The following is a 12,890-nucleotide window of genomic DNA, read 5'->3' as shown; positions in this document are numbered from 1 at the left end:
GCTTCCGCTTCATCTGTCCGTCCTTCGTCAGGCCGGACTCTAAATCCTTCTGGAGGAAATTCTTAGGGGCAGATCAGACCCGCCCGGGCTTGCTTGGCGGGCCGCCATTCGCTGCACCAAAAAAGGGAGCCTCCTCTCTGATGAAAGAAGGGGAGCTGCGACAAATTCAGGACGAGGGATGGGTACGGGCCGATGCGACCTATCAACAAGTGGACAAGCTGCCGCCAGAAGCGGCTCAGAATAGTAATATGCTCATCGATGGCGACCAACCGCTCGTCGTCGAAGACCTCTCCAACCTTTCGTCAGATGGAAGGGTCTCCCTGATCTCGATCAAGACGAACGTTTGCCGGGGTCGTTGGGTATTAATATACCGGAGAGCGTCATTGAGATGGTGGTTCATTGCTACTCTGGTTGTGTGCGCCGTCTCAAGAAACTCGCGATTTTATCGCCGTCTCTTAGCTGCAGGACAATCCAACGATCAAGCTTCGGTAGGGTGTTGTCTGGTTGTCGTTTCCAAGTAGGTTAGGTGGTGGTGCCACCGTTGGTCTGAGTGCGATCGTAGGATAGCCTGCCCTCTATTCAGATGGTGATATAACATGGCGCGGTTTGACTCATACAAGTCTGCAGTCAGAAACCTCGGAATGCTTTCAGCCGTAAACTGGTTTGTTCAAAAGAAGCTCAGTTCTGAAGTCCTGAAACTTACTTCTAAGTGTTCTAGCCATCCGCTTTTTGCTCGTCGTGGTACGAGCGATCTTTGGGTTTTTAATCAGATCTTCGTTCAGCGCGAATATAGATGTTTGGACAATCTAACTAATCCGTCACTGATAGTCGATCTGGGTGCAAACGTTGGTTATTCATCTGCCTATTTTCTGTCCCATTTTCCTAAATCCTATGTCATAGCAGTTGAACCTGATCCGGCTAACTTCGAGATTCTTCGGCGTAACCTTCGGCCATATAGCGGTCGGTATAAGGCCGTCCAAGCGGCCGTATGGCCACGCAAAGAGGGGGGTGGCTTTCGAGGGCAGTTCAATGCGGCGAGGATCTGAGTGGGCTAGAAGGATAGCGCGCAGCGAACAGTCTGAAAGTGTCGAAGTTGTCACTCTTCTGGAGATTCTAGGGCATAGTGGCCACGATCGCATCTCCCTTCTTAAGGTCGACATCGAAGGGTCGGAGATCGAATTGTTTGGCTCAGGTTCCGAAGATTGGATAGATCGTGTGGACAATCTCGTGATCGAGCTCCATGGAGATGTTGCTAAAGACGTGTTCTATTCCGCAATCGAGGGGAGAGGATATTTTATCACTCATTGTGATGAGCTGACTGTTTGTCGGTCTCCTCGATAATTTGTACGTCTTGTTCTGTTTCGTGCGCCCGACGAAGGCGTTCTGGGGGGCAGCTCGACCGGAGCAGTGAAGCGCCAGCCGATCGCGCTGTCGTTGCGACAAGCCGGCATCGCGTTGCTGGTGAGTTCGATTCCTGTCCGCGACGATAGAGTCCTGTTGCCTCACTGCAGCTTCAGCTGACTCAAAGTTGCGCGCCCCGCGCCGTCCTGAAGTCAAGCTGCCGGCCATCGCGCCCAGACACTCCCGCGCGAAGCGGTCAACGACGTTCGGGGTGCGGCGGCATCACCGGCATGCGAACTGATCGGACACCAGCTCGAGCAACTAAGGCGCATGCGGCCTCGCTTGCTCTGGATCGGCACCCAGGACCGCGGTAGCGCAGATCGTCCGATCCGCCCGACGATTGAGCGAGCTGGCCGTTCCGACAGCCCAGCTTGGCTTCCAGATGCGCCGCCGCGTTGAGCATCTGTTCAGCCAGGAGCCTCCCCGGCCTGGCATTCTCGTCCTCTGCTGCCTTGAGCTGTTTGGCTTCGGGACGTCAAGGCTGGAGAGCTGGAACGTTGTTACCAAAAGTCATGCGCTGCTAAATCTCCTCGACGAGGAGAAGCCGGGGGCAATGAAAAGCCCAAAGATCTGCCAGTGATGGAAATCAATTTGTCAAGCGCTTTTTGGGCTGGAGGCCCAGCTGGTCGGAGGTGTAGCCTTCTGACGTGGGCGGGAAACTAAAGCTATTGGAGTTTGGGCGCGGTATTGCGGCGTTTGCCGTCGTGATTTGTCATGTCCACTGGTACTTGATCGAAACGCCGGACTATATCCATTTTCTTTGGCCCTGGGGCTCTTGGGCGGTGGACTTCTTCTTTGTCCTAAGTTGGTTCATCATCTACCACGTCAATGGACACGAACTCGGATCCGGCAAGCCGCTCGTCTTCTTGAGGCGTCGCTTCTATCGGATTGTTCCCACTTATTGGCTGATCCTCACCGGTGCGCTGCTGATCCGGCAGTTCCTCGGGAACCCATCACATGTCTTGCATCTCACACCAATGTACCTGCTGACAAACTATCTTTTGCTACCAAGTTCAAATCTACTGATCAATCCAGCTTGGTCCTTACGGCACGAACTGCTATTTTATGCCGTTTTCTCGATCGCGATATACAGCTTGCGGATCGGGATTCTTCTCGCCGTTGTCTGGCTTGCGGCAATCATATCATCCCGGCTTCTTTCCTACGGAGGTGAACTGCCGCTCGATGTGATCACGAATTCAAGAAATCTGTATTTTGGAATGGGCATGTGCATCGCAATTCTTGTAAGTCGTCTCAACTTGGCGAGCTTGTTGAAGGGCGGGCCACCACTATCGATATGGCTGGGTCAGATCTCCTATTCACTTTATCTCTGCCACATCCCTTCATTTCTCATTGTCCATGGCATCCTCAAGCGTACCGCTCCGCAGCTGGAATGGTATTGGGTTGCAACGCTCGGGATTGCATTCAGCGTCATCGTCGCAGTTCTGATATCGTCCATGTTCGAATCGAAATTCCTTCGATGGGCCAATGGACGGGCCCGTCGCCGGCCTCTCGTGGCTTCATCGTCTCCGACGCGAGGTGCGGGGGCGGATTCGTTCTGAAGCGGCTCGCGCGACGAGTCCGCCCCGATTGCGCCGATGCCCTGGAGCGTGCTGCGGATGGAGCTTGGCGCGCACGGTTAGGGAAACTCCCTGCTATTGTTTTTGATCGATCGTTTTCTTGAGCCTGTCTTCATTTCAGAATGGCGAGGGTATGAGGGTGGAGCGCAGGAGAATCGAGTATCTTGACGGGTTGCGAGGCATAGCGATTCTGGCGGTCGTGGTGTTTCACGGCTACGTGGCCTTCCCGGATGCCTTGCCGTTCGGGGCCAGGTATGAAGTCATTCCAATCCGATTAGGCTGGCAGGGCGTCCAGCTGTTTTTCTTGATCTCTGGCTTCGTCATCTTGATGAGCCTAGAGACGTGCAAGGATCTCATTTCGTTTCTAGTGCGGCGCTGGCTGCGGCTATTTCCTGCGATGTTGATCGGCTCATTGCTGATCTTGGGATTTGAGAGTTTCGTTGGTGCTGGGCCGAACACCCCAAAAACGTGGATCAACCTTGTTCCGGGCCTGACGTTCCTCAACCCGGCTCTCATCCACGCGCTGACGGGCCTCAGTATTGATGGGATGGAAGGATCGTTCTGGTCATTGTACGTTGAGGTCGTATTCTACGTTATCTTCGCCATGGCGTACTTCGCTGGGGGGCGAGCGATCGCTTTATTTTTCATCTTTTCGATATTCGTCTGCTCGCTGGCCCTGCGATTAGTGTTTGGTCTGGATCTTAACTCTCTTCCCAGTCGAGTTGCGGCCGCTGCCGATTGGATCGGCTTCATCCATTTCGGTTGGTTTACAGCCGGTGCGCTGTTCTACATCTTCTACAGAGACAGGCGGCGAATTGTACTTGTTCTCGCATTGGGCGTAGGAATGATCTCCGCAGTAACGGTGCGATTTGCGGTTGCAGAGAGAGTGGGTCTCTGCTTGGTCGTCCTATTGTTCGCGGCGGCGGTCTGCATACCGATCTGGCAGAGAGTTCTGTCGTCACGGTTACTACTGTTCTTTGGCTTCATTAGCTATCCGTGGTACCTGATCCATTATCCGTTCATCCGAGCTCTGCTTCCATCCTTGGCGTTTCACGCTCCGTTTCTGCCTTCGGTTCTTTTGCCAGTCGTGCCGATTGCTTGTGGTGCGCTGGCGTCCTGGTTGATCGCGAAATACGGAGAGCCCATGATGCGGCGGGCGATACGGTGCGTGGGCGGCCCGGAAGGTGGCCAAAAAGCCGCCGGAGCGATGCAGCCCTGACCACGCCTTCGCAGACCAAGGGACATCGGCGTCATGCGCCACGCTGCAAGAGTCCGCGAAGCAGTCGCAGACGAAAATGAGCTTGCAGGAAACGCAATAGCCGTGAAAAAAAGCTTCTACGCCGCTTATGCCCGGCAGCTTTCAAAATCGGCCTGCCGCGATAGTTTCGCCACAAATACCGTGTTTTCGATGCTGTCGATTTGGTCGACTTCCGGCTCAAAAGTATCGTGTGGGGCACTGACTTGTCTTTCAACAGGCAGATTTTCGTCGGATTATCATGTCAGCTGCTCCTGCTGGTCTCGGGCGCTGCGGCGGCTCAGACGACCGGCGTGATCAAATCAACGGCTGGTGCAGTGGAGACCGCGCCCGACCAGCCGCCGCCGGGAGGGTGTATGCCAATCGGGATCACCGCGGCGGGCGATGTCGTCTTTCCCTTCGCCTGTAAGGATCTCATCGACCTTCATCGCGGAAAGAAAGAGCAGACATCCGCCGCAACTGAGGCGGGGAGGGCTCCCGCTGCCCACGACGGGTCTGCCGAAGGCGCGGCGGATGCAGTAAAGACAACGGGGACTGTGGCCGCCCAAGCGCGGCCGCAGGCCTCCGGAGGAGGCGAAAGCAGGACGAATGACGGCGCTTCAGGACAGCCCCAGCCGCTTGCGCAGGAGAAAGATCCATCCGGCGAGAAGCGCACCGAGCCAAAAGTTTCGCGTTCCAGTCCCGGCGATCCCGTGGGCTGCACATCGTTCCGAAGCTATGACCCGAAGACCGAGAGTTACCGGGATTTCGGTGGCCGCCGGCGGCCGTGCCGATCATAGGTTGGACCAGACGGGCCTAGGCCGTCAGGTCGGCGCATGACGTTCAATAGCGAACGGAAATGATGGTCTGTGCCACCGGCACCACGGGGGCCTCCGACCAGACGCAGGTCGGCGTCGGACCGAACCTGTAATAGTGCTTGTGGAAGAAAGGCCGCCAGTCTGGCGCGGGATAGATAAAGGGCAGTGGCCTCGGAGCCACGTTGCAGACGCCCGGCTCATGGGCAATTGCGATTATCCGCCGATGCCGCGCATCCGCCGGACCTGCTGTGACGAAAAGCGCCACAGCCGCGGCCGAAAGCACCAAAGACTCTGTGAAGCGAAACCCCATCTGCGTCTCCTGTGCAATCTTTTCGTCGCCACGGCCGGAATAGCCGTCCCATTCCGGTCTGACCTGCCCGTCCGGTTGACGCGGCAGCGCTGCCCGAGCGTTTGGTTGACGAATATCCTGCGAAACCGCCGTTTCGACAAGAGACCTCGGACTTCCGATATTAACACGGTTTTGCCCGGGTCGTTACGGGACGCGGGTTTCAATGCGACCAAGCATGAGATCGAGCGTCCGCATGATATCCGAGGGTGAAAACAGATACCCGCCCTCCGCCGTTTTTCCCACGACGAAACCAAACCAGACGCCTGCGGCTTCGGTCCAGCCGCGGTGAAAGGCCAGGAAGCGGTCGGGGGGCTGCAGCAGCAACAGGCCGCTGTCTTCGGGCATCGAGAAGATGCCGTGACTGACGTGACTTCCCTCGATCGAAACCACGATCTTTGCCCGTGACAGAGCCGCATGGATCTGCGGGAGGCTCATCATCTCCAGGTCGATCACGACAAAGCCGTTCTGCGTCAATCTTGCGACGATCTCGTCCTCATTGTGGATCAGACGGCGTCTGCCGGTTTTGCCGCGCTTGAGGTAGATCAAGAGATCTCGTTTGGAGGGTGTGTTGTTCCGTGCCCGCTGCCTCAGCGAGCGTGTCAGTGATCGCCGAAGGCTATTCTGATGAATCCCCCAGTAGAAATCCTGATAGAGCGTGAGGTCTTTCACCACGGCGCGGCTGGTGAGCGAATAGGCTTGGCGCAGATGCGCCGCGTAGAAATCGCGGTGCTCCGAATAGATGGGCAGCGGAAAGCAGAGCGGCTCGCCGAGCTCCTGGGCGAGCTCGTATTGGAGACTATCGTCGGCCAACCAATGGCCGAAATACCGCCCGGCAAGATGAGACGAAGCGAGGCCAGCTCGTGCCACTCGCCGAACCTCGCGGTCGTGGAAATGCGGGCGTGCCGCGATGAAGGCCTTGAAGCTCCCGCGATAGACGGAGCCATCGACGAGGACGGTGTCCGCGATGCGATACGCGATGGTGGGGCTCGTCTTAAGACTGTCCGCAACGGCGGCGGCGAGCTCAAGGGCGACTGTCGTGCCGTCGGAGGTGCCTGTGACGGCATCGGCCTGTCCCGGGAGCACGATGGCGGGTCTCGCCCGAATTGTCTCTCCCGAGCACAGGACGTCCCGGCGATGGGCAGCTTGATCCAGCCTGATGCCGCCGAAAAGGCTGCGCTGGAGGTAGTTGACATAGGGAACGAAACGGACCGGAACGACCAAAAGACACCGCAGTCTGAATGAAGCAAGGCGACAACTGCTATATGAAAGCGCTCCGGATCGGAATAGCCGCATTCAACAAGAATAACCTGCAACAAACGCGGTCGGAACTCCTGCGTCGCATTGGTTTTTACCGCTGAAAGTCGTTTTTGCGGATTTTCTCCATTTCGGGTGGTGCTGATGTGGCGTTCCACTGAGGCTCGGCAGCCTCAGTTCGCGCGCGGAGCATGGGATGTGGAGCTCTCGCAGAACGGGTAGCCAGCCCCGCCCAAGATGCGGTATTGAGTGGCTTGGTTCGGTCGGAGGATGACATGAGGTTGAGAGCAATCGGTCTCGCAGCGGCGCTGGTTGCAGCCGTGGTGACGACCGCAGCCGGCGCGGCTGTGAAGAGTCCCTGGCGCTTGGCCGAGAGCGGGAATGCCTGTCTCATCAATTGCGCCAGCCAGACCGATGCCTGCAAGCGTGTTTGCCCGACCTCCTATAGCGGCCCCTGCCTCAGCGCTTGCGACAACCAGGCTCAGTTCTGCCAGCAGTCCTGCCAGCGCAAATAGGTCCGGCGATCCGGGCCTGCCGTCGGAGCTGACGTCATAAGTACCGCCGGATCTTCGTTATCCTTGGGGCCAGGCGAACGTCGCGATGCCGAATTCATTCGCCTATGTCACGCTGCTGATCTGGCCGGTCGTCGCCATCGTGCTCTATGCCACGCGGCCGCCGGTGCAGGCGACGTTGTGGACGATGCTGGGAGCGGAGCTTCTGCTTCCAGTCGGGACCTTCTTCAAGATCCCGATGCTCCCGCAATTCGACAAGTTCTCGATTCCGAGCCTATGCGCGCTCGCCGGCTGCATGTTGGCCACGAACCGCGCCGTCAGGCTGTGGCGGAGCTTCGGCCTGGTTGAGGTCTTGATGCTTGTCTTCTTGTTCAGCCCGGTGGTGACGTCGCTGCTGAACAACGATCCGATCTATGTCGGCCGCTCGGTCATTCCCGGCGTCGGCCTGTATGACGGCTTCTCCGCCGCCTTGGCTCAGTTCATCGCCCTGATCCCATTCCTGATCGGGCGGGAGTTCCTGCGGCGAATGGAGGATGTGCAGGCGGTGTTTGTGGCGCTGGTCATTGCGGGCCTCGGCTATTCGCTGCTGCTGCTGTTCGAGATCCGCATGAGCCCGCAGCTCCATTTCTGGTTTTACGGCTACTATCCGAGCGACTTCATCCAGCAGATACGCGACGGCGGCAGCTTCCGGCCGATGGTGTTCATGGGCCACGGCCTGATCGCTGGCTTCTTCGCGATGTCAGTGACGGTCGCGGCGGCCGTGCTGTGGCGGGCCAAGGTGGTGGTGGTGCGCTCCGCGCCGGCGGGCGCCATCACCTTCTATCTCGGCTTCGTCCTGGTGCTTTGCAAATCCGGCGCCGCCCTTGTGTATGGCGCCGTGCTGGTTCCCCTGGTGCGATGGACACAGCCGCGCCTGCAGGCCAAGGTCGCCGTCATCCTGGTCGCGCTGGCCCTGACCTATCCGGCGATGCGGATTGCGGGCGTGTTCCCGACCAATATGCTGTTCGACGTAGCGTCAAGCATCAATCAGGATCGCGCCTTTTCGCTGAAATTCCGGTTCGACCAGGAAGAGCAGTTGCTCCAGCATGCAGCGGATCGACTTGTCTTCGGGTGGGGACGGTTCGGGCGAAACCGAATCCACCTCGAGACGTGGGAAGGACTCGCAGGTGACGCCAGCGTCACCGATGGCCGCTGGATCATCACGCTGGGGCAGTTTGGTCTGATCGGCTTCATCGCCGAGTTCGGGCTGCTCGGCGCGCCGGTCTTCTTTGCCTTGCGTGCGCTGCGCAGGGCCGACTCATTTCGAGATGCAGTGCTGCTGGCCGGTCTGGCTCTGCTGACCGCGGTCAACGTCGTCGAACTGCTGCCGAACTCGACGCTCAGTCCTTGGTCTTGGCTAATAATTGGAACGTTGCTCGGAGCCTCGGAGGCCTGTGCGGCCAAGGTGCAACAGCGGAAGCCGCAAGCGGCGCCGCCTGTTGAGTTGCCTGTGATGGCAGAGGTGAGTGGACAGGTCGTCTTTCCTGACGTGCCAAATCGCAATCGTGATCGGGTCCGCCACATGCCCGCACGGCCCCGCAACCGTCCCGTCGGTTGACGAGGTTAGCAAATCAGATTGGGTGTGATCGATTTTTGATAAAGGATTAATAGCGATGCTTGACCGTCGTCAGTTGCTGTCGGGGGCTGGTGCCCTCGCATTGACCGAATTCCTTCCGTCCGCGGCATCAGCCGCGAATGCGGACTCTGGACGGATCGTCATCAATGCTGTCGCCGGCTACGCGAACCTAGCCAAAGGATTCAGCTTCTCTCCTGATCCGGGGAACCAGGACGCGAATGGCTACCCATTGCGAACGCCCGCACGCAGCCTGGCAGCCAACCCTTCGATGCCCGAGGGGTATTTCGGCGATTTCGTCTGGAAATTTCGTGGACGCGGTTCGATGCAGTTTTCGCCTGGCGCACTGATCCGCAGTGGCGGCCAGAACATCGTTGGTGTTAGCGGTAATACGGGCGAGACGAACTACAACACGACGATCCTTGACAAGACCAATCCAAGGGTCGTCCTGACCTTCGGAGCGAACATTCTCAACATGTCGCCGTCGCCGGTCGAGAACGGCGCCGGCGGCCGGCGCGTGCGCCTGACGTTCAAGCCCGGCTTTGCAAATTCGGCGAGCCCCGTGATCAAGGTCCAGGCGCTGGCTGGGCGCGGCCAAGCCGCCGCCGCCGGCATCTGGAAATGCGTGCGGATCGAGCCAAATAGCTTGGATCTAGTCGCCAATGCGCTCACGGGGGAGCCGGCGGCCTGGGATCCGAACGATCCCTATCGCGGACCGGGCGGTGAAGCGATCTGGCAGGCGACCAACATCGCCGTCTACGTCCTGGCCCAGGGCACGTTTTCGGGATTCAGCAATCTCGTGTTCTGCAAGGCCGAGAACGAGACCCTGGTCGATTCCGGGGCGCTTGTGGATCCGGTCCTGGTACAGCAGATGCGTCATCTCCGGCCATCCTGGCTGCGGTTCATGGACCTCATGGGGGTACAAGCCAGCTACGAGAACGAGTTCGCGCAACGCGTCCCGGCTACGAGCTTGTTCTATCCTGGGTCTGTAGGGAGGTTCGTACCTGAATATTGGGTCGGCAGCATCAAGCGGGGGACCGATGATGCCTACATGTGTGGCAGCCGGACGGGACCATCTGCTGGACGATACCGTGATAACGAGGTCGTTCAAGGGACTCTCGACTTGCCCAACACAGGGATCAATCCGACGTTGAATGTCGACGGCCGAGGCCCGAAGTACATTTATGCGTTCGGCGCGCAGTGCCGGATATTGCGGTTTTCCGGTGCCGTTCCTTCGTCTGGTAGCAAGCTAGTCTTTCGCTTCTCCGCTCCCTGGCTCAATGGCGGAACTCCATATGATGCTGCGTATGTCGTCGGATCGGGCAAGCGCTATTCGGACACGACTTTCATAGGGCTCAGAGCAAATCTGATGGATCTCTTCAGCTCTGACGCCGTCCTCAAGGGGAAAGTTAGCGTCTGGAATTCTGGAGATCTGAGTTTTTTTCCGATCACGCCGCAAGCGGGAGGTGTTTCGATCGACTATGTGTCGGGTCCGACTGGTACGTTCTGCCGCATCGGCAGATTCGACCCTTACGGTCTCGCGGCGGGCCAGAACAGAATTCGCATGCGCTTCGGCGGAAATGTTTCAAATGCCGAAATCCTGTCGTTGACTTTCAGCCGAGCCGATTTGCCAGGTGGCGCATATACCCTATCGTACGAGCTCAGGATCGGCTCCGACAAGACGCTCCAGGCTTTGTGCACGAGCCTCCACCAGGCGATCAACAGCGACGCCGTTTTGAAGCAGGCCGGAATCTCCGCTTTTCCGCACGGTCTGCCGCCCAACACGTTGGACATCCAGCAGGCCGACACCTGGGTCGGCGAGGGCTTGTCGCTGTCGCTGCGGAGCACCGGTGCGGTGTCGGCGACCTTCGGCGAGGGAGGCGCCACGGGAACCTTCATCTACAGCTATCTGCTCGACGGCTGGATCTGGCGCCCTGGTGGCCTGCTTCAATCCATTCCCTTCGAATATATGGTGGAGTTGTGTAATGCCACCGGCGCCGGCTGTTGGATCAATTGGCCGATCAACACCAATGCGCAGTTCATCACCGACGTCACCAGTTACTTCCGGGACAATCTCAAGCCAGAGGTGAAGTTTGGCACCGAGGTCGGCAACGAAATGTGGAACTTCGGCCAATCGCCATGGGGGAGGGCGATGTCAAAGGGCTTCTGTCTGGGTTTCGCGTCTGGGGGCAACAATCCGAACTACAGCATCACCGCGCTGCGGACGAAGCAGTATGGCGATCTCACTATCGCTGCTTGGAGCGTAAAGCGACCCCGCGCCCAGCTCTATCTCTTCAATCAGTCGGCGACCTGGGATCTCGGCAACACCAACATGTTCCAGTTCAAAGGTGGCAGTCTCGATGCGGCAGCGAACCGGATCTATGCCGCACATGGCGGACTGGGGGGCGGCCCCGCTCCGTCCTACAACGCGGCGCCAAACCGGCCGATCGATATTTGTGATGCCATCGGCGTTGCGCCATATTGGGGATCGCCCTGGCTTGCGGGTGATGTGAACTACATCAAGGGGGCGGCTTCCGAAAACGCGCCGTTGTTACAGGCCGCAAAAGACCACGCCACTGGCAATGTCGGGGCGGCCTATACGGCGTTATCGGCCCAGATCTATGGAGTGGTCAAACGAAGCACGCCGGGCGCCGGTGGTATCACCTTCGAGCACTACAAGACGAAGGTCTATCCGCAAATTGAGCAGATTGCAGCGTCATTCGATGCTGGCCGATCGCGCAAGATGGCTGTCTTTCACTATGAAGGCGGTCCGCAATTCGGTGTCGGCAATATCAACAACGGCACCAATGATCCTCTCACTGACGTTCCGGGCCTCGCGGCAAGGATTAAATCGCTCGGCTGGAGCGTCTCGATATACACGGTGAGTGGCCGGGACGACGCAACTGAAATGGCGTCGCAGATCGTTGATATGGTCTATCGCTACAAATTCAGTCCGCAATACAAGGCCCTGTACAAACAAGGATTTGCCGACGTGGTGGCTGCACATCCCGGCCGCGAGGCGGCAGGGGCGCAATACGGCTACGAGAGGTCACAATGGGGGCTGTTCCCGCGCGGCTATGGTGCCGAGCATTATTCGAGCTATGACGCCATCCATGAGTTCAACAGCGGAACTTGACGCCGCGTTATGCCGGCACCACACGCGCCATGGCCGTGCGGATCATAGCCACGGTCGGTCGTAAAGCGTCGTTCGGATTCGTCCGCCGAACTCTTCGACATCGCAGAGCACGCGAATGTTGTCGGCCTTCAGATTGAAGGGCGGCTCCGTCAAGACGAGGCCAGATCCGAAGTTGACGCGATGATCCGGCCCGGCTGCCTTGTCAAGGTTAGGCACGAAATCTCTAAAGCCGGGGATATGCTCGGTCACGACCGCGAAACGATAGTTACATAACTTGGGTAGGATCTGCGAGACTTGACGGTTGCTGAGATGCTGAAGGACCTGCCTGATCAGCACGACATCGCCCGGCGGCAACTCGTCGGTGACGGCATCACGCACGAGGAATTCAACGTTGGGATGCTTGCGTCGGTTCTGAGCGATGACAAAGTCGACCACATCGCAACCGATGTATCGTCCAGCGCAATCCACAAGCTGACTGCCGACGTGAAAGTCGCCGCAGCCGACGTCAACGACCGAGGGGCTGCCTAGCTCGCACAGGAATGCGCTCACGGCTTGAGTATAGGGATCGACCACGCGAGGATTGCGACTTCCGCTGCCGGAGTAAGGACCAGTCGAAAGACGGCCACCCCAGAGCTTCCTTCGATATATTTCGGAGAAGATGCTGCGGGAGTCATCTTCAGTGACGGCCGATCCAATTACGTTCGCGTGCGGAAACAGCCTTTGCAGCATTCTGCGGCCAATAGATTTAATGAGCGATTCAGGTTGGTAAAGCTTCACAGCCGGTAGAACACCCCGATGTTTTACACTTTTGATATTCTCGTCATCCTAGGGCAAAGTTCTCGGTTTTGCAAAGTCAGCTCGAGAAAGATGCATCATCGTGCGTGATTTTGGCGGCGCTAGAGTAGGGATTTGCTCCCGCCTGTTGCCGGCAAGTGCTTGATGGAGGGCAGTAACATGCTATGCAGGCAGGCTTCAGGAGGACGGATCTCGTTCGCGC

Annotated in this window: 13 protein-coding genes; 10 read left to right on the top strand and 3 right to left on the bottom strand. The window is 58.2% G+C overall.

The window, feature by feature from the left end; translation table 11 throughout:
* The 7 genes from ACQR1Y_RS32770 to ACQR1Y_RS32740 all read left to right on the top strand — a co-directional run.
* Positions 1-521: hypothetical protein (locus ACQR1Y_RS32770; protein ID WP_434879706.1), on the top strand; the 521-nt coding region annotated here is incomplete at its 5' end.
* Between the two features lie 75 nt (positions 522-596).
* Complete coding sequence (locus ACQR1Y_RS32765; RefSeq protein ID WP_434879705.1) at positions 597-1,046, top strand: FkbM family methyltransferase; 450 nt, start codon at positions 597-599, stop codon at positions 1,044-1,046.
* Entirely contained in the window at positions 955-1,341 is a 387-nt protein-coding gene (locus ACQR1Y_RS32760) for an FkbM family methyltransferase (RefSeq protein ID WP_434879713.1), read from the top strand. Before ACQR1Y_RS32765 ends, ACQR1Y_RS32760 begins: the two co-directional genes overlap by 92 nt.
* A 400-nt stretch (positions 1,342-1,741) precedes the next feature.
* Positions 1,742-1,981 carry a hypothetical protein gene (locus ACQR1Y_RS32755; protein ID WP_434879704.1) on the top strand — a complete coding sequence of 80 codons (240 nt, stop codon included), beginning with the start codon at positions 1,742-1,744 and terminating at the stop codon, positions 1,979-1,981.
* 67 nt (positions 1,982-2,048) lie between these two features.
* A complete protein-coding gene (locus ACQR1Y_RS32750) occupies positions 2,049-2,960 on the top strand; it encodes an acyltransferase family protein (protein ID WP_434879703.1) in 912 nt (303 codons plus the stop codon).
* A 118-nt stretch (positions 2,961-3,078) separates the two neighbouring features.
* Entirely contained in the window at positions 3,079-4,197 is a 1,119-nt protein-coding gene (locus ACQR1Y_RS32745; protein WP_434879702.1) for an acyltransferase family protein, read from the top strand.
* 392 nt (positions 4,198-4,589) lie between these two features.
* Positions 4,590-5,012 (top strand): BA14K family protein, encoded by a 423-nt coding sequence (locus ACQR1Y_RS32740; RefSeq protein ID WP_434879712.1) that lies wholly within the window; start codon positions 4,590-4,592, stop codon positions 5,010-5,012.
* A gap of 43 nt (positions 5,013-5,055) precedes the next feature.
* Here ACQR1Y_RS32740 and ACQR1Y_RS32735 read toward each other — a convergent pair whose 3' ends face one another.
* Together ACQR1Y_RS32735 and ACQR1Y_RS32730 are read right to left on the bottom strand one after the other, a co-directional pair.
* Positions 5,056-5,340, bottom strand: coding sequence for a hypothetical protein (locus ACQR1Y_RS32735; RefSeq protein ID WP_434879701.1), 285 nt, complete (start codon positions 5,338-5,340; stop codon positions 5,056-5,058).
* Between the two features lie 183 nt (positions 5,341-5,523).
* On the bottom strand, positions 5,524-6,600 hold the full coding sequence (locus tag ACQR1Y_RS32730) for a glycosyltransferase 61 family protein (RefSeq protein ID WP_434879700.1): 1,077 nt from the start codon (positions 6,598-6,600) through the stop codon (positions 5,524-5,526).
* Positions 6,601-6,908: 308 nt separating this feature from the next.
* On the opposite strand from ACQR1Y_RS32730, the gene ACQR1Y_RS32725 reads away from it, so the two are divergent.
* The 3 genes from ACQR1Y_RS32725 (at position 6,909) to ACQR1Y_RS32715 (ending at position 11,893) form a co-directional block, all read left to right on the top strand.
* The gene (locus ACQR1Y_RS32725; protein WP_434879699.1) at positions 6,909-7,148 is read left to right on the top strand and encodes a hypothetical protein; all 240 of its coding nucleotides are present in this window, start codon (positions 6,909-6,911) and stop codon (positions 7,146-7,148) included.
* An 85-nt stretch (positions 7,149-7,233) separates the two neighbouring features.
* Positions 7,234-8,742, top strand: a complete 1,509-nt coding sequence (locus ACQR1Y_RS32720; protein WP_434879698.1) for a hypothetical protein — start codon at positions 7,234-7,236, stop codon at positions 8,740-8,742.
* Between the two features lie 55 nt (positions 8,743-8,797).
* Positions 8,798-11,893 carry a hypothetical protein gene (locus ACQR1Y_RS32715; protein WP_434879697.1) on the top strand — a complete coding sequence of 1,032 codons (3,096 nt, stop codon included), beginning with the start codon at positions 8,798-8,800 and terminating at the stop codon, positions 11,891-11,893.
* 42 nt (positions 11,894-11,935) lie between these two features.
* On the opposite strand, the gene ACQR1Y_RS32710 is transcribed toward ACQR1Y_RS32715, so the two are convergent.
* On the bottom strand, positions 11,936-12,466 hold the full coding sequence (locus ACQR1Y_RS32710) for a class I SAM-dependent methyltransferase (RefSeq protein WP_434879696.1): 531 nt from the start codon (positions 12,464-12,466) through the stop codon (positions 11,936-11,938).
* Positions 12,467-12,890: the final 424 nt, after the last annotated feature.

This window comes from Bradyrhizobium sp. HKCCYLRH3099 (genome assembly GCF_051167855.1).
GTDB lineage: Bacteria > Pseudomonadota > Alphaproteobacteria > Rhizobiales > Xanthobacteraceae > Bradyrhizobium.
The sequence above is the reverse complement of the archived record's forward strand: the minus strand, read 5'-3'. Positions and strand labels throughout refer to the sequence as shown.

Excerpts from the sequence above, each read along its gene's own strand:
- ACQR1Y_RS32765 (WP_434879705.1), top strand. The coding sequence starts at position 597 with ATGGCGCGGTTTGACTCATACAAGTCTGCAGTCAGAAACCTCGGAATG.
- ACQR1Y_RS32740 (WP_434879712.1), top strand. The coding sequence starts at position 4,590 with ATGCCAATCGGGATCACCGCGGCGGGCGATGTCGTCTTTCCCTTCGCC.
- ACQR1Y_RS32735 (WP_434879701.1), bottom strand. The coding sequence starts at position 5,340 with ATGGGGTTTCGCTTCACAGAGTCTTTGGTGCTTTCGGCCGCGGCTGTG.
- ACQR1Y_RS32725 (WP_434879699.1), top strand. The coding sequence starts at position 6,909 with ATGAGGTTGAGAGCAATCGGTCTCGCAGCGGCGCTGGTTGCAGCCGTG.
- ACQR1Y_RS32720 (WP_434879698.1), top strand. The coding sequence starts at position 7,234 with ATGCCGAATTCATTCGCCTATGTCACGCTGCTGATCTGGCCGGTCGTC.
- ACQR1Y_RS32715 (WP_434879697.1), top strand. The coding sequence starts at position 8,798 with ATGCTTGACCGTCGTCAGTTGCTGTCGGGGGCTGGTGCCCTCGCATTG.